This window comes from Klebsiella sp. P1927, assembly GCF_018204675.1.
GTDB lineage: Bacteria > Pseudomonadota > Gammaproteobacteria > Enterobacterales > Enterobacteriaceae > Klebsiella > Klebsiella pneumoniae.
The window spans coordinates 444434-462663 of record NZ_CP073377.1; the positions used below are offsets into that span (position 1 = coordinate 444434).

General features: G+C 53.1%; 18 protein-coding genes and 1 tRNA gene. 11 read left to right on the forward strand and 8 right to left on the reverse strand.

Translation table 11 applies throughout. The features are described 5' to 3' along the window. Positions 1-95 precede the first annotated feature (95 nt). Positions 96-1076 (reverse strand): IS5-like element ISKpn26 family transposase, encoded by a 981-nt coding sequence (locus KB892_RS02370; protein ID WP_000019445.1) that lies wholly within the window; start codon positions 1074-1076, stop codon positions 96-98. Positions 1077-1831: 755 nt separating this feature from the next. Here KB892_RS02370 and KB892_RS02375 point away from each other — a divergent pair. Next, the gene (locus tag KB892_RS02375) at positions 1832-2725 is read left to right on the forward strand and encodes an integrase domain-containing protein (RefSeq protein ID WP_004151758.1); all 894 of its coding nucleotides are present in this window, start codon (positions 1832-1834) and stop codon (positions 2723-2725) included. Between the two features lie 4 nt (positions 2726-2729). Here the strand turns inward: KB892_RS02375 and KB892_RS02380 are convergent, their stop codons facing one another. Next, the gene (locus KB892_RS02380) at positions 2730-3683 is read right to left on the reverse strand and encodes a 14-3-3 family protein (protein WP_004151759.1); all 954 of its coding nucleotides are present in this window, start codon (positions 3681-3683) and stop codon (positions 2730-2732) included. A 344-nt stretch (positions 3684-4027) separates the two neighbouring features. Here KB892_RS02380 and KB892_RS02385 point away from each other — a divergent pair, with 344 nt between their 5' ends. From KB892_RS02385 to KB892_RS02415, 7 genes are all read left to right on the forward strand, one after another. Beyond that, complete coding sequence (locus tag KB892_RS02385; protein ID WP_004151760.1) at positions 4028-4306, forward strand: hypothetical protein; 279 nt, start codon at positions 4028-4030, stop codon at positions 4304-4306. Positions 4307-4388: 82 nt separating this feature from the next. Further along, positions 4389-4787, forward strand: a complete 399-nt coding sequence (locus KB892_RS02390) for an antirestriction protein (RefSeq protein ID WP_004151761.1) — start codon at positions 4389-4391, stop codon at positions 4785-4787. Between the two features lie 97 nt (positions 4788-4884). Then, complete coding sequence (locus tag KB892_RS02395; protein WP_004151762.1) at positions 4885-5232, forward strand: hypothetical protein; 348 nt, start codon at positions 4885-4887, stop codon at positions 5230-5232. Positions 5233-5334: 102 nt separating this feature from the next. Continuing rightward, entirely contained in the window at positions 5335-5940 is a 606-nt protein-coding gene (locus KB892_RS02400) for a DUF3085 domain-containing protein (protein WP_004151763.1), read from the forward strand. A gap of 83 nt (positions 5941-6023) precedes the next feature. After that, on the forward strand, positions 6024-7004 hold the full coding sequence (locus KB892_RS02405; RefSeq protein ID WP_004151764.1) for an ArdC family protein: 981 nt from the start codon (positions 6024-6026) through the stop codon (positions 7002-7004). Between the two features lie 134 nt (positions 7005-7138). Continuing rightward, positions 7139-8428, forward strand: coding sequence for a TraI domain-containing protein (locus tag KB892_RS02410; RefSeq protein WP_004188585.1), 1290 nt, complete (start codon positions 7139-7141; stop codon positions 8426-8428). Between the two features lie 163 nt (positions 8429-8591). After that, the gene (locus KB892_RS02415; protein ID WP_004217751.1) at positions 8592-9392 is read left to right on the forward strand and encodes a tyrosine-type recombinase/integrase; all 801 of its coding nucleotides are present in this window, start codon (positions 8592-8594) and stop codon (positions 9390-9392) included. Positions 9393-9609: 217 nt separating this feature from the next. Here the strand turns inward: KB892_RS02415 and KB892_RS02420 are convergent. Both KB892_RS02420 and KB892_RS02425 read right to left on the reverse strand, forming a co-directional pair. Then, positions 9610-9685 (reverse strand) — tRNA-Phe (locus KB892_RS02420). Positions 9686-9790: 105 nt separating this feature from the next. Continuing rightward, positions 9791-10504, reverse strand: a complete 714-nt coding sequence (locus KB892_RS02425) for a DUF554 domain-containing protein (protein WP_002916694.1) — start codon at positions 10502-10504, stop codon at positions 9791-9793. 419 nt (positions 10505-10923) lie between these two features. Here KB892_RS02425 and KB892_RS02430 point away from each other — a divergent pair, with 419 nt between their 5' ends. Continuing rightward, a complete protein-coding gene (locus KB892_RS02430) occupies positions 10924-13062 on the forward strand; it encodes an ornithine decarboxylase (RefSeq protein WP_004151766.1) in 2139 nt (712 codons plus the stop codon). 43 nt (positions 13063-13105) lie between these two features. Here the strand turns inward: KB892_RS02430 and KB892_RS02435 are convergent, their stop codons facing one another. From KB892_RS02435 to mutY, 4 genes are all read right to left on the reverse strand, one after another. Continuing rightward, complete coding sequence (locus KB892_RS02435) at positions 13106-14359, reverse strand: nucleoside permease (protein ID WP_004151767.1); 1254 nt, start codon at positions 14357-14359, stop codon at positions 13106-13108. Between the two features lie 191 nt (positions 14360-14550). Further along, positions 14551-15633, reverse strand: a complete 1083-nt coding sequence (gene mltC / locus KB892_RS02440) for a membrane-bound lytic murein transglycosylase MltC (protein WP_002916629.1) — start codon at positions 15631-15633, stop codon at positions 14551-14553. Positions 15634-15682: 49 nt separating this feature from the next. Next, positions 15683-15958: an oxidative damage protection protein gene (locus KB892_RS02445; protein ID WP_004105744.1), complete on the reverse strand. Its 276-nt coding sequence runs from the start codon at positions 15956-15958 to the stop codon at positions 15683-15685. A gap of 28 nt (positions 15959-15986) precedes the next feature. Then, positions 15987-17045 carry an A/G-specific adenine glycosylase gene (gene mutY, locus KB892_RS02450; protein ID WP_002916628.1) on the reverse strand — a complete coding sequence of 353 codons (1059 nt, stop codon included), beginning with the start codon at positions 17043-17045 and terminating at the stop codon, positions 15987-15989. 136 nt (positions 17046-17181) lie between these two features. Here mutY and trmB point away from each other — a divergent pair, with 136 nt between their 5' ends. Both trmB and KB892_RS02460 read left to right on the forward strand, forming a co-directional pair. Further along, complete coding sequence (trmB, locus tag KB892_RS02455; protein WP_002916627.1) at positions 17182-17901, forward strand: tRNA (guanosine(46)-N7)-methyltransferase TrmB; 720 nt, start codon at positions 17182-17184, stop codon at positions 17899-17901. Next, positions 17901-18227 carry a YggL family protein gene (locus tag KB892_RS02460; protein ID WP_002916620.1) on the forward strand — a complete coding sequence of 109 codons (327 nt, stop codon included), beginning with the start codon at positions 17901-17903 and terminating at the stop codon, positions 18225-18227. The genes trmB and KB892_RS02460 overlap by 1 nt, the downstream gene beginning before the upstream one ends. Positions 18228-18230 lie beyond the last annotated feature (3 nt).

The following is an 18230-nucleotide window of genomic DNA, read 5'->3' on the forward strand; positions in this document are numbered from 1 at the left end:
ATTTCGCGGATCTGGGCCGATTTTTTTCCCGCAAACACATCGAATCAGCCTATTTAGGCTATTTTTTCCACCATTTCTGGCGTTATTTCCGGTTTTTACTGAGATCTCTCCCACTGACGTATCATTTGGTCCACCCGAAACAGGTTGGCCAGGGTGAATAACATCGCCAGTTGGTTATCGTTTTTCAGCAGCCCCTTGTATCTGGCTTTCACGAAGCCGAACTGCCGCTTGATGATGCGAAACGGGTGCTCCACCCTGGCACGGATGCTGGCTTTCATGTATTCGATGTTGATGGCCGTTTTGTTCTTGCGCGGATGCTGCTTCAAGGTTTTTACCTTGCCGGGACGCTCGGCGATCAGCCAGTCCACATCCACCTCGGCCAGCTCCTCGCGCTGTGGCGCTCCTTGGTAGCCGGCATCGGCTGAGACAAATTGCTCCTCTCCATGCAGCAGATTACCCAGCTGATTGAGGTCATGCTCGTTGGCCGCGGTGGTGACCAGGCTGTGGGTCAGGCCACTCTTGGCATCGACACCAATGTGGGCCTTCATGCCAAAGTGCCACTGATTGCCTTTCTTGGTCTGATGCATCTCCGGATCGCGTTGCTGCTCTTTGTTCTTGGTAGAGCTGGGTGCCTCAATGATGGTGGCATCCACCAAAGTGCCTTGGGTCATCATGACGCCTGCTTCGGCCAGCCAGCGATTGATGGTCTTGAACAATTGACGGGCCAGTTGATGCTGCTCGAGCAGGTGGCGGAAATTCATGATGGTGGTGCGATCCGGCAGGGCGCTATCCAGGGATAATCGGGCAAACAGGCGCATGGAGGCGATTTCGTACAGGGCATCTTCCATGGCACCGTCGCTCAGGTTGTACCAATGCTGCATGCAGTGAATACGCAGCATGGTCTCCAGCGGATAGGGCCGTCGGCCATTGCCCGCCTTGGGATAAAACGGCTCGATGACAGCGGTCATATTCTGCCATGGCAGAATCTGCTCCATGCGGGAGAGGAAAATCTCTTTTCGGGTCTGACGGCGCTTAGTGCTGAATTCACTATCGGCGAAGGTGAGTTGATGGCTCATGATGTCCCTCTGGGATGCGCTCCGGATGAATATGATGATCTCATATCAGGAACTTGTTCGCACCTTCCTTCATATCAGCGCCTCCACGGCGTTCTCTTTTTCGAGCTGAAAAGCTCATCCTCCAGGCAATGAGTGTTATTCATTTAGCCAGCTATCGTTGCCAACGTTTGCGTGTCGTCTGCTATGCCATTTGGAACATTTGGCATCTGCTACGGCAGGCATTTAGCGGCAGAAGGTTGCGCGGCGTCACTTGTGTCAGAGCGTTAGCGATACCAAGTGACGCGCGCAGCGCGCAACCCACGGGCCCAGACTATTCGGCCTTTAACAACATCCTCTACGCTCTGACCGACACGTAGTACCGGTTGGCGAATGTGCCTTAAGGGGAATAATCAGGATGTTTTTTCATCAATCGACGTTAAAAACGGGCCGAACCCGTTTGAAAACGTCCACCACTAAAAAAGGAGAAAGATCGACTCGGTATCGACGGCAGTGCCAGCAGAAACTGGCAATGGAGGCGGCCTGACAGTAGTCAGCATGGCGTTAGCCACGAGCAGCTCAGAGAGCTGGGGAGCCTCGTAAGAACTCAACATTTCGCCGCCCCGATGCACAGATACCAGTCGAGCCGCAGGATGCGCAAAATTAACCGTGTCGTCGGGGTTGAGATGCACAGCTTTAAAACGGTTGGGGCTTACCTTTGCTCACGCAAGGCAAAGGTAAGCCTGACAGGGAGTACGTGTTTATAACCAGAGGTCTTGATGTCTAAATTGAGTAAAAGCCTGTCGACGTTGGCCCGGCAGGCCGGGGGCAGTTTTAAAACCGTGGCTGACAGAATGAAAATCGCCGATCGCATGGCGGAGAGAATGCTGAATCTGAATATTCAGATCCGGGACGTCAGGCATATTAAAACTCATCACGTTGAGCTGTATATTCGCAGCCGTCTGGCGGAAAGCATTTCAAAGCGCACGTTGCAGAATGAAATGGCGGCGCTACGGGCGATATTTAACGTAGCCGGAAGGTCGAAACTGGCCGATCCCGCCCATGAGTGTTTAAGCAATAGCGCGCTTGGGTTGTCCGGGGCCAGTCGTGACGGAACGAAGGTGGCTATTTCCGACGAGCGTTATCAGGCCGTATTTTCTGTAATTAAGATCAAGGATGAAGGCGTCGCGGCTGCGGTGCAGCTTTCCCGCTGCCTGGGGTTAAGAACGGAAGAGGCCGTGCAGTCAGCCAAGTCATTGCGTACCTGGCAGCAGGCCTTATTACGCGGCGATGAGCGCGTACGAGTTGTTTTTGGCACCAAAGGCGGCAAGCCCAGAGATACGACGGTTGTCGATCGTGAGAAAACGCTTCAGGCCGTGAATCATGCGCTTAAAATAGCAATGAATAATAACGGCAAGCTGGTCGATAAACCCAATCTCCATTCCGCCATCGATCGCTATCGGAATATCGTTAAGGACGCAGGGCTAACGGGAAAGATTTCTCCGCATAGTTTGCGCTATGCCTATTCCCGCGAGGCGACGGAATATCATATGCAGAGAGGTTTTAGCAAAAAGGAAGCCGAAGCGTTGGTTTCTATGGATTTGGGGCACGGGGACGGGCGCGGGCATTATGTGGCGCGAGTTTATAACAAAGGAGAGCCTCATGACGATTAGCCTTTTATAAAATATACGAGTGTATTTCATTGAGTAATTTTGCTGCCTCTTCCTTGGTCGCTCCCGGGAATAATTTGGCACAAACGCTATGTAATCTTGGCTCTATTGCGCCATTTAATATTCTTTTTTGATGTCGAAATATAACATGTAAGTGTTCATGCAGTTCTATATACAACATATAAAATTCGAGTAATGCAGCGTCAGCACTACAGAATACAAAGCGATGTTTAAAATTTAGTGTTACAGAACTACCGTCTGGATGTTTTACCTTACCATTATTGGCATCAGCTTCTGCAATATATTTCTTCTCGCTGCTAATAGATATTAGAACTAATGTAATGATCATTAGGTCGCTGATAACATTATGAAGCTTTTGTTCTAAAGGTTCTTGCTTGTTAACTTTTAACAGTTTGTCTATGAAATGTCTTCCGCGTCCTTTGTATAAATGACAAAATACAAGCAATATCAGAAGCGGGTTCATCTTTGATGGGTGCTCTTTTGAAATGCTGTGCGTTAGTTCTATGATTTTCTCTGCTTTTTCAGTTAGGGTTTTATCTTTTAGAATCTCAATGGATTGCGCGAGGAATTTATATTCGGCATTAATGTGTGATTCATACTCGCCTTTCACTGCATAATAAAAAGATTCTATCTTTTCCCTGTCTACCCGATCCTCCCCGAATGCTAGTCCTATCTTCTCGGATGATTTTTGATATTCTTCAATATATTCTTCATGGGTCGGTAATCGCTTGTTCTTTCCTTCCATTGCCGAAAGAATGACAGAGAAACGGTAATGCTTTAATGATGAGAATTTGTCTTTTAAACTATTACTGGTTACAGGGCTCACGACGTTTCTGTCGAGAAATATGATGCCCATTCCATTCTTAAATTTACGTGTTTTAAGAAACGTATCTAAAGAAATAACGCCATCTCTTGCCATAAAGCTAATAGAATTTTCCATCTCACTTGTCCCTTTTTATAACTCACCACATAGCTGCTTGTTGTTTTTTTATACATGACTGGTTTAGAATCGTAACGCCTAATCGTTGTCTCTGACAACACCCAAAGCCTCCACGACCTGCAAGGTGGCGCTTACGGCGGTCAAACCCAAATCCATTTAGCCTTTGTAAACGGATGCCGCAAACTGCGGTGAAGGTACTCTTCTTAATACCTACGCCTTTTCAGGCTCATTCCTGCACTGAACGTCGCTTACGCAATGAATAAGCGTGGTTAGTGCATTCTACTCACCCAATGGGAACATTTTCCCGTTGGGGACGTGTTCCCTTTTTACTGTAAGGAACACAGATGAACACCTATGAAATGTTATCCATCTCGATTACGTCTCCCGCCTGGGAAGCTGCGGTCGACTTTTCCAGCTCTGTTGAAAGCGCTATCGCCAGCCAAAACCGGTTGGTTAAGGAAGCGCTGAACGTCTGGGAGCATCGGCAGAACAGTGAAACGGGGCAGGTGACGTTCCAGCTGATCGTTTTTACTCGTACTGGGGGAAGCGTCACTGCACACATCGAGAAATTTACGGTTAAGCGCGTTGGCTGCTGCCTTATGGTGTCATTAGCCACCGCCTGACACTAACTCTTTTCATCATCCCGGAGGGAAAACACCCTCCAGGCGTGTTCTCCCTCCGCTTTATTCAGGGAGATACCCATCAATGACAGATTTCACTATCACACAGGTCGATTTTGATCGCCTGCTCGATCAGAACGATGAAGAACAGGCGGTACGTCTGTTTTGTTTTGAACAATTACTTTACCGCTGGGCAGACCGGCTAAGCTGCGAGTATCAGGGCGGGCTTTGGCTGGGGATGAAGTTATCCAACGGCGGCTTTTATGCTTATCCGGCCACGTCTCAGAACTGGAGCATATCGGCGGAAAATTACTATCAGGGCACGATGGACTCCGACACGTTTGGTATTACGGCTTCGCTTTACGCTCTCTGCGAGCTGGCGAACCGTACTGAAGCCGATGAGGACATCGAAACCTATTATGCGTTGCGCAATTACGCCTTAATGCATTCATGTACTAACGCCATTATGGCGGCCATTGACTAAAGGTTATTACTGACCGTTAACGTAATAAACGCTGCCCGAAAGGAACCACTCCTTCGGGGGCGTTCTCCTTTCGGTATGACATCGCAAGGAGAACACCATGATCGCGTTATCGTTTGAGCCACAGCCTGTTGTTCAGGATCTTTATGACTTAGCCAATGCAGAGGGGGAGCTGTTATCCGTTGCCGCCAAAATGCGTTTAGGAATTGATGAGGAACGCGATGAGGACGGTTTTACCGATAACGAATATGTCCTTACCGACATTGCTTATCAGCTGGCGCAGGCTTTAGTTTTTGGCCGTTTTACTCATTCAGCCAGTGAACCGTTATTACATGACGTTCTGGCGCTTGGAGAGAAGGTGAACAGGGAAGCCTGGGCTCATTATTTCTATACCGGGAACGCAGATGCAAAGTGCTCTCTGGCACTGGAAGCGATAGGATATTTATAGCCTTCGCATAATCCGTTTCACTTCTTTTTACTGAACTTACTTCCCCGGAGGGAGCTTCTCTCCCCGGGGAAGCTGTCTCCGGCAATTATTGAGGAGATATCTATGCTGCGTTTTTATGGTTCTGACCTGAAGGCCATCGTGACGGAATCTATAACGACCGATAAATCTGTCGTTCTGGCTAAGGATCACGGCGTTTATTTGATGGTTGACGGCGGTGAACAACGCGATGATGGCCGGGTAAGGCATTTGGCCTATGCTGACGGCTGCCATCCCGATCTTGACCCGGAATGGGTCTCGATGGCCCGCATACTGGTCGGCGGCGATAGCTTTGAAGAAAGGATACCGCTGACGGAAGGCGGGATCGTGGACATCATCACCAAACCCTACCAGCTGTCCATTATGCTGAAGGCGCAGAGGCTGGCGATGTTCATTACCGGCTGGCAAAACTGTGTACCCGTCGCGGAGTACCGTCATCTGACGGACAGAATAAACGTTATGGCTCAGGCACACTTCACTGCCTGCCGAAGCCAGAAAGAGCTGAAAAGCTGGCGCATGATGGCGCAGCGGCTGCTTGTTGACGTTGCCGTTGTTGGCTGCAAACGGGCAAAAGCTGATGACCATCACTGTTTTCTTATCGCATGCAGGCAACTGCAAAAGCAGTTCGAGCGGGTAACGACCGAAGGCGTTATTCAGGCCGTCGCCATTTGAACTGACTGACATTCATCAATCCCTGTGGGGCGTATTTCTGCGCCCATAGGGAGTGGGATACGCCTTTTTAAAAGGAGTTTCCCATGAAGAAATCGACCTCTCGTTCTCAACGCGTTGAGCGTACAGACCTGTACCAACAGGTGACCGATCGCATTGTTGCCGCGCTGGAAAAAGGCGTACCGCCCTGGCGCAAGCCGTGGCGCTCGGTGGAGAAATATGCCTCCAGCCCGTTTCCGGTTAATGCCGCGACGGGGGGGCACTACAACGGCGTTAATATCATGCTGTTGTGGCTGGCAGCGGAAGAGAAGGGCTACCGTTCCAATCGCTGGCTCACCTATAAGCAGGCGCAGGCAGTCGGTGGGCAGGTTCGTAAAGGTGAAAGCAGCAGTCTCGGCGTTATCTTCAAACCGTTTGAAAAGCAGGCGGAAGATAAAAGCGGCAGTAAGCTGTTTGACGCCGATGGCAAACCGGTTATGGAATCCCGGGTTATGGCTAAATCGCTGTACCTGTTCAACGTTGAACAGTGCGATAGTTTACCAGAATCCGTCGTTGGGGTGACTGCCGTTCCTTTGTCGCAGGAGGATGTGGATACCGTCAGTACGCCGGTGTTTAATCGCATTCTTGATATGCTGAATGCCTCCGGCGTAAAGGCTACATCGTTTAGCCAGAACCGGGCATTTTACCGTCCATCCACCGATGAGATTGTATTACCAGCAGTCGGTCAGTTTTTTTCTGATGCTGATTATTGGGCGACATTGTTGCATGAGCTGGTTCACGCCAGCGGCCATGCCAAACGGCTAAACCGCGAGGGCATCACGTCTTCATTGAGTCGGTTTGGCGATCCGATTTATGCGTTTGAAGAGCTTATCGCAGAGCTGGGTAGCGCTTTTCTCTGTGCCGAACTGGGCGTTTATGGTGAGGTGCAACATGAAAGCTACTTTGCCTCATGGCTGAAGACGCTGAAAGAGGACAAACACGCTATTTTCCGGGCCAGCCGTCAGGCGCGCGAGGCCTGTGAATTTTTACTTAACCTTGCTCAGGATGTGCGCCGTTCAGTGGCCTGATGCGCTAAATGCTCCTTCGGGAGCATTTTTTATGGGATTTGGAAATTATTAGGAACCTAAACAGAGTTGTTTGTTGTTGTTTATGGGCGGAGAAATAGAGTGGCAGCTTTTCATTTCAGCCATCGGCGGTATTTATGCTCAATACTCTATTTTTCTGGCGTGACAAGGCGCATCCGCCGGAACCCTTATCCGATAACCGTTCACCTGTGCCTGCGGGTTATTTTGCTCCGGCCAGCGTAGAGGAGTTGTTGGGCACACCTCTACGTCAGCAATATCTGCAAACGCTGTGGGATTACTCTTCTCTGCCCAGAAACCTGTATCAGCAGTATTACCTGACTCCTCTGGAGCAGTGTGTACTACTAATGCAGCAGTTTCCGGTAGCGGAGCAGGGGGCGTATGCGTACCCCGGTGGGATGGTCGATTGTTTTCTTAAAACGCTGGCAAACGCGGTGAAACTGTCAAAAAGCTACATGTTGCCGCCGGGTGCTGACCCTGAAGATCAGGCGACGCAGGGGGCTGCGTGGTCTGCGGTTATTGTCTGGGCGACCATGTTTAGCGTGTTGGACAATTTGGCGCATCTCCACGTTGAACAGGAGAACGGGCAGGTCTGGTCGCCGGTTGCAGGCGTTCTGGATAAACCCTACCGCTTCCGCTTTGTGCCAGAAACTCAGCCGGAAAAGGTATATGGCCACAGCGCCATGCTGGCTTTCAGGCTGCTGCCGGAAGAGGGGCTGCGTTGGCTGATTCGATGGCCCGACGCGTTAAAGGCGCTTTCGATGTTTCTTGCCGGGTATCGGGCGCAATCAGGCGTAGTAGGGGCAATAGTTTTACAAGCCGGGGAGGGCAGCGATAAAACGCCGCCAGTCACACCATCCGCGTTGCCAGAAGCTTGTCCTGATTCAGCTTTTGACGATTACGCCACTTTCTTACAACAGGCACCGCCGCCCTGTGAATATGTTGAAAATATTCCCGATGATTTACCGTCTTTTATGGAGAATGTGGAAGGAGCCGATCTTTCTTCTGAACCGGCATTGTGCCGCTTTCATCCTGCTGGTGAGTTGTTTATTGACTGGCTCAGACAATCTATACAGCAGAAAAAAACGATAGCCAATGAGCCGGATGGTCACGTATATGTGATCGCGGGGGCTGTATTCCTGAAAACTCCGTCAATTTTTCATAGGTTTATGGCGGAACAGAGGGAGGCACTGCGACCATTAAAAATAGACAACTGGCGTGATGTTCAGCGCCAGTTTGAAAAAATAAATCTGCACAGGCGGCAGCGCGGGGGAGCAAATGTATACCAGTGCCGTAATAGGGAGAGCCAGAAGGTTTATCACGGCTATCTTGTACCTGCGAAAGAAATTTATGGCGCAGCAACAGTGCCAGCAGATACCCCGTTATTAGAAGTTAGCTCTTTGAACTAATGGGACGAAATTGACTATGGATGAATTGTTAACATTTGAAGTTCTTCTGGAGAAGTATTTTTACGCTAAAACATTACGGCCTGACACGCAGTGGAGTTATTGCAAGGTAGTAAGAACGTTTACGAAGTTTGCGAAAGTATTACCTGGGGAGGTCAGTGCCGATTTGGTGCTGAGGTGGAAAGAAGAAGTATTAAAAGTGCAGGGGCTGAAGGTTCGTACCTGGAATAACAAGGTTGCCCATATGCGTGCGTTGTTCAACTTTGCTATCAAGAAAAAACTATTCCAGGAAGAGAACCCGTTTAATGGCGTTGTGGCTTGCCCGGGCGTTAAACGTAAAAAAACACTTTCTGACAGTCAGCTTGAAACGGTCTATCGGGTTATGCAGCAGCAGAGGGGAAGGGAGCAATCCGGCGATCGTTATCGTAATGCATTGGCTCCAGCATGGTTCTGGACTGCCGTGCTGGATATCTTGCGCTATACGGCCATACGCCAGAATCAGTTCTTACATATCAGAATTAGCGATGTCGATTTTGATTCGCACTGCATTCACTTACGGCTTGAGGGGGCTAAAAATCACCGTGAACATCAGGTGCCGATTATCTCCGCCCTGCGTCCATCGCTTGAGGAGTTGGTCAGTCAGGTGACAAAAGCGGGGGCAATGCCACATGAGCAGCTATTTAACATCGCCTGGTTTGATTTCAGGAGAAAGGCAAATTATCAGGATGGTATGACGAAAGTTCCTCTACGGTCCTTTTTCCGTCGGTTGTCCCGGGAGTGTGGTTTTCTGGTTAGCCCTCATCGTTTCCGTCATACCATCGCGACAAAGCTGATGCGTACGCCGGAACGTAATCTGCAAACGGTGAAAACCTTGCTGGGGCACGTTAGTCTGGCGTCAACGCTGGAATATGTGGAGGTGAATATCGAAAGCCTGAAGGCGACGCTGGAGCAGGAGTTAAGATGGTGAAAAATGGCGCATATTGACAGTTTCACTAAAAACTGTAACATCGCCTAAAGCGAAAAACCCTATTCAGGTGGGCTGAATAGGGTTTCGCACAGAGTGGAACAATCAAGTTCAACAGGTGATGACATTCATCGCTGTCTAAACTCTGTCCTCACATCTGATTTCGCCCCGCTATTTCATGCCTTGTACACATGAAGCTAGCCGAACGGTACTGTGTAAGTGGTGCCCGGACTCGGAATCGAACCAAGGACACGGGGATTTTCAATCCCCTGCTCTACCGACTGAGCTATCCGGGCAACGGGGCGCATTAAACCGTAATCGCCGCGCCTCGTCAACGAAATTTATCTGTTTTGCAGCAGACTGAACAATCTATCACCACATTGCGCTAAAAGCACGCGTTTTCAGGCAAAAAACAGCGTCCAGGCCGCGGAAATCGGCATCGCCAGCACCAGCGCAGGCAGCATATTCACTACGGCAAACATTTTTATCCCGCAGATGCGCAGCCCGGTGGCCACCAGCAGCATGCCGCCGACGGCGCTGAAATCCGCCAGCATCATCGGCGTGGTAAGCGGCATAATGATCGCCGCGCAGGCTGCAAGAGTCAGCTGGATAAGCAGCATCGGTACGCTGATGGCGGCGACGGCAATGCCCAGGGTGCAGGCGAAGATGGTGGCGGTGAAAAAGTCGAGAAACGCTTTGGCAATCAGAATGCTGGCGTCGCCGGTCATCCCTTCGCGCATGGCGCCGAAGACGCCGGTGCCGCTGGCGCAGAACAGGACGATAATCGCCACATAGCTCTGAATATAAGACTCATGAGCCGAAGCCTTTTTCTTGCCTTTCGCTGACATCAACTGCTGGAGTTTACTGACCAGCGTATTGATGCCTTTTTCCATATTGCATATTTCGCCGAGCAGCGTCCCTACCAGGGTCGACAGCACCATCACCGGCAGATTGGCGCACTTAATGACCAGTAAAATGCCGATGCCCAATGACGCCAGGCCAAAAATAGAGGTCATTGCGGTGCGGATCCGTTCCGGCAACCGTTGGCTGAGTAAGGCGCCCAGCACACCGCCGACCAGCACCGCGCTGGCGTTAATAAAAGGTCCTGTAACCACGCTGACTCCTGTTAAAAATCCCTGATAACCGCATTATTATGGCGTTAACTTACCGGGAAAGCTTGTGTATCCGTGATATAAGTGCATACGGTTTTCATCTTGCGCCTGTTCGGGAAAGGTGCCATGATTGCGCGAATTTTCTCCTCCCTGATATGAGGCCGCCGATGACGACACAGCCATTATCTCGCCAGCGACGCCGCGCCCAGATGCGCGGGCTGCCTCATCTTGCTACGCTTACCCCTCTGTTCACCATGCGGTGAAGGACACGTATGCTCACTGTAGGGCAACAGTAAGATCGGACGCGTCTGCTTTTACTGATGTCCGGCGGTCGGAGCTGAATCCGTCAGACCCGGACACATCGTTGGGCAAGGTCTCCCTTGTCTGAGATTTTTACACTCCCGATACGGGCATTTGCGCTTATGAAATCCATGCACATTGCCGCCAGCTGCGAGCTGGTCACCCGCTTGTCCACCCACCGTCGCGTTGTGGCGCTGGACAGTACCGATTTTACCGATGTGGCGGCAGTCGTCATCTCCGTGGCCGACAGTCGCAGCGGCATCCTTACTCTCCTCAGGCGTAGCGGATTTAACCTGCCGGTCTACCTGCTGAGTGAGACGGCGGTCGACAAGCCGGAGGGGGTGCAGGCGGTGATCGCCGGTAAAGATCAGGAGTGGCTGGAGCTGGAGGCGGCGGCCTGTGATTATGAAGCGCGTCTACTGCCGCCGTTTTTCAATACCCTGACCCAGTACGTCGAGATGGATAACAGCACCTTTGCCTGTCCGGGGCATCAGCACGGGGCGTTTTTCAAAAAGCACCCTGCAGGCCGTCAGTTCTATGACTTTTTTGGCGAAAATGTCTTTCGCGCCGACATGTGCAACGCCGATGTGAAATTAGGCGATCTGCTGATCCACGAAGGATCGGCCAAGCACGCGCAGAAGTTCGCTGCGAAGGTGTTCAACGCGGATAAAACCTACTTCGTCCTCAACGGCACCTCGGCGGCCAACAAAGTCGTGACCAACGCGCTGTTGACCCGCGGCGATCTGGTGCTGTTCGATCGCAACAACCACAAGTCAAACCATCACGGGGCGCTGATCCAGGCGGGGGCGACGCCTGTTTACCTGGAAGCCGCGCGCAATCCGTTCGGCTTTATCGGCGGCATTGACGAGCGCTGCTTTGATGAGCATTACCTGCGGGATCTCATCCGCGAAGCGGCGCCTGAGAAAGCCAATGCCTCCCGCCCGTTTCGTCTGGCGGTGATCCAGCTGGGGACCTACGACGGCACGGTCTATAACGCCCGCCAGGTGGTGGATAAGATCGGCCACCTCTGCGATTACATCCTGTTCGACTCGGCGTGGGTGGGCTATGAGCAGTTTATCCCAATGATGGCCGACTGCTCGCCGCTGCTGCTGGAGCTGACCCCCGACGATCCGGGTATTTTTGTCACCCAGTCCGTGCACAAGCAGCAGGCCGGCTTCTCACAGACGTCGCAGATCCATAAAAAGGATAACCATCTGCGCGGCCAGGCGCGTTTCTGTCCGCACAAGCGGCTGAATAACGCCTTTATGCTGCATGCCTCCACCAGCCCGTTCTATCCGCTGTTTGCCGCGCTGGACGTCAACGCCAAAATTCATGAAGGTGAGAGCGGCCGCCGCCTGTGGGCCGAGTGTGTGGCGCTGGGCATCGAGGCGCGCAAAGCGATCATCGCTAACTGCAAGATGATCCAGCCCTTTATTCCGCCGACGGTGGCGGGGCGCCCGTGGCAGGATCACCCGACCGAGGCGATCGCCCGGGAGCGCCGCTTCTTCAGCTTCGAACCCGACGCGCGCTGGCATGGTTTTGAAGGCTACGCGGACGACCAGTATTTTGTCGACCCGTGCAAGCTGCTGCTGACCACCCCGGGCATCGACGCGGAGAGTGGGGAGTACAGTGAGTTCGGCATTCCGGCGACTATTCTGGCGCATTATCTGCGTGAAAACGGCATCGTGCCGGAGAAGTGCGATCTCAACTCGATTCTGTTCCTGCTGACGCCGGCGGAAAGTGCCGAAAAAATGGCGCAGCTGGTAGCGATGCTCGGGCAGTTTGAACAGCATATTGAAGCGGATACGCCGCTGGCCGATGTGTTGCCGACCATCTATAACAAATATCCGGTGCGTTATCGCGACTATACCCTGCGCGAGCTGTGCCAGGAGATGCACGATCTGTACGTTAGCTTTGACGTGAAGAGCCTGCAAAAAGAGATGTTCCGTAAACGGAGCTTCCCAAGGGTGGTGATGAATCCCCAGGATGCCAACCACGAGTTTATTCGCGGCAACGTTGAGCTGGTGCGTCTGAGCGAGGCGGAAGGCCGCGTCGCGGCGGAGGGGGCGCTGCCGTATCCGCCGGGCGTGCTGTGCGTGGTGCCCGGCGAGGTCTGGGGCGGCGCCGTGCTGCGCTATTTCCTCGCGCTGGAAGAGGGGGTCAATATGCTGCCTGGCTTCTCGCCGGAGCTGCAGGGGGTTTACAGCGAGACGGATCCGGACGGCATTAAGCGGCTGTATGGCTACGTGCTGAAGGGATAAAAAAACGCCCCGCCGAACAGGCGGGGCGTTTTACTTTTGCCGATCACACGCTCTGCTGGGCGGCGGTCGGTTGTCTGACGTGTTTGTATTTGAACAGCGCCACGAAGGCAAAGGCCAGCACCAGCGAATAGCCGGCGAAAATCAGCCACACGCTCTGCCAGTCAGTGATCCCCTCGACGGTAAAGTGTTCGACGACTTTGCCGCTCACCATCCCGCCGAGAATACAGCCGAAGCCGTTGGTCATCATCAGGAACATCCCCTGAGCGCTGGCGCGGATTTCCGGGCGCACCTCTTTCTCAACGAACACCGAACCGGAGATGTTAAAGAAGTCGAAGGCGCAGCCGTAGACGATCATCGACAGCACCAGCAGTACAGTGCCGAACGGCGTCGGGTCGCCAAAGGCGAACAGGCCGAAGCGCAGCATCCACGCCACAATACTGATAAGCATCACATTCTTAATGCCGTAGCGGCTAAGGAAGAATGGGATGGTCAGGATAAACAGCGTTTCGGAAATCTGCGAAATCGACATCAGCACTGACGCGTGCTCGACGATAAAGCTGCCGGCAAACAGCGGATCTTTATCGAAGCTGTGCAGGAAGGTGTTACCGAACATGTTAGTGATTTGCAGCTCGGCGCCGAGCATCATCGAGAAGATAAAGAAGATAGCCATACGCTTGTTTTTAAACAGCGCAAAAGCGTTCAGGCCGAGCATCTCCGCCCAGCTTTGATTGCGCTGGGCGTTGGCGACCGGAATATGCGGCAGCGTCAGGGTGAACAGAGTCAGCAGGACCGACAGCGTCGCGCCAATGTACAGCTGCATATGGCTCAGTTCAAAGCCGGAGAAGCTCACGCCCCACATGGCGAGGATAAAGCCGATGGTGCCCCAGATACGAATTGGCGGGAAATCGGTGACAATATCCAGCCCCGCCGACTGCAGGCGGTAGTAGGAGATGGTATTGATCAAGCCAAGCGTCGGCATGTAGGCCAGCGAGTTAAGCAGGATCACGAGGAACATCTCGCCCGGCGTGGTGACCTGCGCCGCGAGGTACAGCGTTAACGCGCCGACCAGGTGGCAGATGGCGTATACCCATTTGGCGCTGATCCACTTATCGGCGACGATGCCGAGCAGCGTCGGCATCAACACCGCGGCGATACCGAGCGAGCTATACACTGCGCCGATTGCCGCGCCGTCAAACTTCAGCGTGACAAACATGTACGAGCCAAGCGTGGTGAGCCAGCTCCCCCAAAGGCAGAACTGCAGGAACGACAGTATTTTGAGCTGCAGCTTAAGATTCATGTAGTTATCCTCACGAATGTGGGCTTGTTATGTTTTTAAAATAACATTAATCCCGTTATTTTGATGCGATTCTATCATTCACTAGCTTAATGCTTCTGTTAACTGCCGCAGAAAACCGAAAGATATTACAGAGTATGGCGGAGAATAAGCGCGGCCTCAGCGCGGGGCTGAGGCCGGAGTCGGGAGGAGGGCTATTTACGGCGGTAGCTTTTCTGCGCCGTATTAACTTTGTACAGATAGCGGCGCGATTCCGCCGACGGATGGCGGGTGGTCAGCGTCTGGTAGACGTCCCCTGGCGCCATGCTGTTGATAATATTGGCCGCCTGCACTTTATCGCTGGAGAAGACCCGCAGTACGCTGCCGGCGCCGCCGTTATAGGCAGTGATCACCGCGTAGCGACGCGAGGTGGGGTTATCGATGCCGGCGAGGTAAACATTGTTCAGCATCGCCAGGTAGGCGGTACCGGTGTCGATGTTATTCGCCGGGTCAAACAGATAGCTGCGGCTTGGCAGGCCGGATTTACCCTGGGAGCGGAAGACGTCTCTGCCGGCGCTGTGCTGGACCACCTGCATCAGCCCCATGGCGTCGGCATGGCTGACCGCATAGGGGTTAAAGGAGGATTCGGTCTGCATAATCGCGAGGATCAGCGACTCATCAACCCCATACTTACGCGAGGCCTGACGCACCATGCCGAGGTATTTATGCGCACGTTTGTCGAGGTGGTTCGGCACCAGGTTAATGGTGATGCTGTAGACCACGCGCAGGCCGTTGTTGCGGCTCTTCAGACGGGTTTGCAGCAGATAGTCGGCAAAGCGCGCGGCGCGCCACTCCCAGCGAATCGACGCCCCGGTGTTATCCACCACCTGGCCATAGAGGAACGGCTCTTTGGAGATCTGGATGTCATCGACATCGGAATAGAGGTCAATGGAGTTGGGGTCATCGCCCATCAACAGGGTTTTGACGATAGCCTGGCGCAGTCGTCCGCGAGGGTCGGTGCCGGCAATGGTCTCGACGGTGATCGTCCCTTCATCGAAGTTGATGTGGCTGCGGGTTTGATACTGGTCGGTGTACTTGACGTAGTCCTTTGGCCCGGCGAGCAGGACTTCGTTGTACCCCCAAATGTTCTCGATGTTGTGGGCGAACTGGCCCATCAAAATATCGAATCCGTTCGTGTCCTTGACCCAGGCCTCGTTGTATTCGGCGCCTTTTTTATTGGAGCTGGAACACGAAACGAGCAACGGCGCAATCAGCGCGAGCGCTAAGTATTTTTTCATCATTCCGGGCGTGCGTGTTGTGTTTGTTTTTTTAAAGGCCGCAGGGCCCTTACTGTTTTTCCGGCGGCGTGTAGCCTTCGATGTGCACGTCTTTCCCTTCAAACAGGAACTGCACCATCTCCTGCTCAAGCAGTTTGCGGTGCTCCGGGTTCATCATGCTGAGCTTTTTCTCGTTGATCAGCATGGTCTGCTTGTGCTGCCACTGCGCCCAGGCTTCTTTGGAGATTTCGTTGTAAATACGCTTTCCGAGCTCGCCCGGATACAGCTGGAAATCCTGGCCGTCCGCTTCACGCTGCAGGAAGGTACAAAAAATGGTTCTGCTCATAATTAATCCTCTTTGATAGCCGAAAAATTTATACCGGCGCTCCGGCTTTTAGCTGTTGCAACAAGCGCTCCACGGGGGCCGCCAGACCGACCGACGGCGGCTGCGCTAAGTTATACCAGAGTGCGTTGCCTTCATCCATGCATGCGCCAGATGAGTGCACTGTAAGCCACATCGGCACAATATCCAGGTGGAAATGGCTGAAAGTGTGGCGAAAAGCGGTTAATTGCGTCAGATTATCGGCCTTTATCTGGCGCTGCGCCAGCCACTCGCGTAGCTCCGCTTCGTCTGCAAACTGCGGAAAACAGAACAACCCGCCCCACAGACCCACCGGCGGACGCTGGGAAAGAAACACCTCGTCGCCGTGCTGCATCAGCAGGAAGTAGCCGGTGCGTTCCGGGAGGGTCTGCTTCGGTTTTTTGCCCGGATATTCCGCCCATGAATGGTTCGCGTAGGCCACGCAGCCGTTGCTCAGCGGACACAGCTCGCACTTCGGCTTCGAGCGGGTGCAAACCATTGCCCCGAGATCCATCATCGCCTGGTTGAAGCGCTCGACGCCCTCTGCCGGGGTGACCTCTTCGCTGATGTCCCACAGCCGTTTTTCCACCTCTTTTTTCCCCGGCCAGCCGCTGACAGCATAGCAGCGGGCGAGCACGCGCTTCACGTTGCCGTCGAGAATCGGATAATGCTGACCGAGCGAAAGGGATAAAATCGCCCCCGCCGTTGAGCGCCCGACGCCGGGCAGCGCCGCCACTTCGTCAAAGGTCCGGGGGAATTCGCCGCCGTGCAGTGTGGCGACTTGCTGCGCGGCTTTATGTAAGTTGCGCGCCCGGGCATAGTAGCCCAGACCGGTCCACAGATGCAGCACTTCATCCAGCGGCGCGTTGGCGAGATCCACCACCGTGGGGAAACGCGCCATAAAGCGTTCAAAATAGGGGATTACCGTGGTCACCTGGGTTTGTTGCAACATCACTTCGGAGAGCCATACTTTGTAGGGCGTCTTGGCGATTTGCCAGGGCAGGGTTTTACGCCCGTATTTGTCGTACCAGTCCAGAACCTGGGCTGAAAATTGCGTGGCGAGAAAAGTCAAAGCTACGGCTCCGGGATCGCGATTACAGGGGGGCAGATTGCAGCATAAGGGCGAGTGGCTGTAAACCCTTGCATCCGCCGGGTAACTTTGGATAATGCCCGTTTTCCGAACACATTCACAAGCAGACCAAACTTTTATGAAAAACGACGTCATCTCTCCGGAATTCGATGAAAACGGTCGCCCGCTGCGCCGGATTCGTAGCTTCGTCCGTCGCCAGGGCCGCCTGACGAAAGGGCAGCAGCATGCGCTGGATAACATTTGGCCGGTGATGGGCGTTGAATTCAACGATGCGCCGCTCGATTTCGCCGCCCTGTTTGGCCGTGACGCGCCGGTCACCTTAGAAATTGGCTTCGGGATGGGCGCCTCGCTGGTGGCGATGGCGAAAGCCAAACCGGAACAGAATTTCCTCGGCATTGAAGTACACTCCCCGGGCGTTGGCGCTTGTCTGGCTTCTGCGGAAGAAGAAGGCGTACAAAACCTGCGCGTAATGTGTCACGATGCGGTGGAAGTGCTGCATACCATGATCCCGGATAACTCGCTGAATATGGTGCAACTGTTTTTCCCTGATCCGTGGCATAAAGCGCGTCATAATAAACGTCGTATCGTGCAGCCGCCTTTCGCTGAGCTGGTGAAAAGCAAGTTGAAGCTCGGCGGCGTCTTCCATATGGCGACCGACTGGGAAGCCTATGCCGTGCATATGCTGGAAGTCATGTCCTCGCTGGAAGGCTATCGTAACCAGTCGGCAAGCAACGATTACGTACCGCGCCCGGAATCGCGCCCGGTAACCAAATTTGAACAGCGTGGCCATCGTCTCGGCCACGGCGTATGGGACTTAATGTTCGAGAGGGTGAAATAATGGCCAAGAATCGTAGCCGTCGTCTGCGTAAAAAAATGCATATCGATGAGTTTCAGGAGTTAGGCTTCTCCGTCGCCTGGCGTTTCCCGGAAGGGACCAGCGAAGAGCAGATCGACCAGACGGTCAACGATCTGATCGAAGAGGTGATAGAGCCGAACAAGCTGGCCTTCGACGGCAGCGGTTATCTCTCCTGGGAAGGGCTCATCTGCATGCAGGAGATTGGTAAGTGCACTGAAGAGCATCAGGCTATCGTACGCAAATGGCTGGAAGCGCGTAAGTTAGAGGATGTGCGCACCAGCGAACTTTTTGACGTCTGGTGGGACTAAGTT

Coding starts and splice junctions, on each gene's coding strand:
- KB892_RS02460 (WP_002916620.1), top strand. CDS start 17,901: ATGGCCAAGAATCGTAGCCGTCGTCTGCGTAAAAAAATGCATATCGAT.
- KB892_RS02395 (WP_004151762.1), top strand. CDS start 4,885: ATGATCGCGTTATCGTTTGAGCCACAGCCTGTTGTTCAGGATCTTTAT.
- KB892_RS02435 (WP_004151767.1), bottom strand. CDS start 14,359: ATGAATCTTAAGCTGCAGCTCAAAATACTGTCGTTCCTGCAGTTCTGC.
- mltC (WP_002916629.1), bottom strand. CDS start 15,633: ATGAAAAAATACTTAGCGCTCGCGCTGATTGCGCCGTTGCTCGTTTCG.
- trmB (WP_002916627.1), top strand. CDS start 17,182: ATGAAAAACGACGTCATCTCTCCGGAATTCGATGAAAACGGTCGCCCG.
- KB892_RS02445 (WP_004105744.1), bottom strand. CDS start 15,958: ATGAGCAGAACCATTTTTTGTACCTTCCTGCAGCGTGAAGCGGACGGC.
- KB892_RS02430 (WP_004151766.1), top strand. CDS start 10,924: ATGAAATCCATGCACATTGCCGCCAGCTGCGAGCTGGTCACCCGCTTG.
- KB892_RS02410 (WP_004188585.1), top strand. CDS start 7,139: ATGCTCAATACTCTATTTTTCTGGCGTGACAAGGCGCATCCGCCGGAA.
- KB892_RS02370 (WP_000019445.1), bottom strand. CDS start 1,076: ATGAGCCATCAACTCACCTTCGCCGATAGTGAATTCAGCACTAAGCGC.
- KB892_RS02405 (WP_004151764.1), top strand. CDS start 6,024: ATGAAGAAATCGACCTCTCGTTCTCAACGCGTTGAGCGTACAGACCTG.
- KB892_RS02380 (WP_004151759.1), bottom strand. CDS start 3,683: ATGGAAAATTCTATTAGCTTTATGGCAAGAGATGGCGTTATTTCTTTA.
- KB892_RS02400 (WP_004151763.1), top strand. CDS start 5,335: ATGCTGCGTTTTTATGGTTCTGACCTGAAGGCCATCGTGACGGAATCT.
- KB892_RS02390 (WP_004151761.1), top strand. CDS start 4,389: ATGACAGATTTCACTATCACACAGGTCGATTTTGATCGCCTGCTCGAT.
- KB892_RS02375 (WP_004151758.1), top strand. CDS start 1,832: ATGTCTAAATTGAGTAAAAGCCTGTCGACGTTGGCCCGGCAGGCCGGG.
- KB892_RS02385 (WP_004151760.1), top strand. CDS start 4,028: ATGAACACCTATGAAATGTTATCCATCTCGATTACGTCTCCCGCCTGG.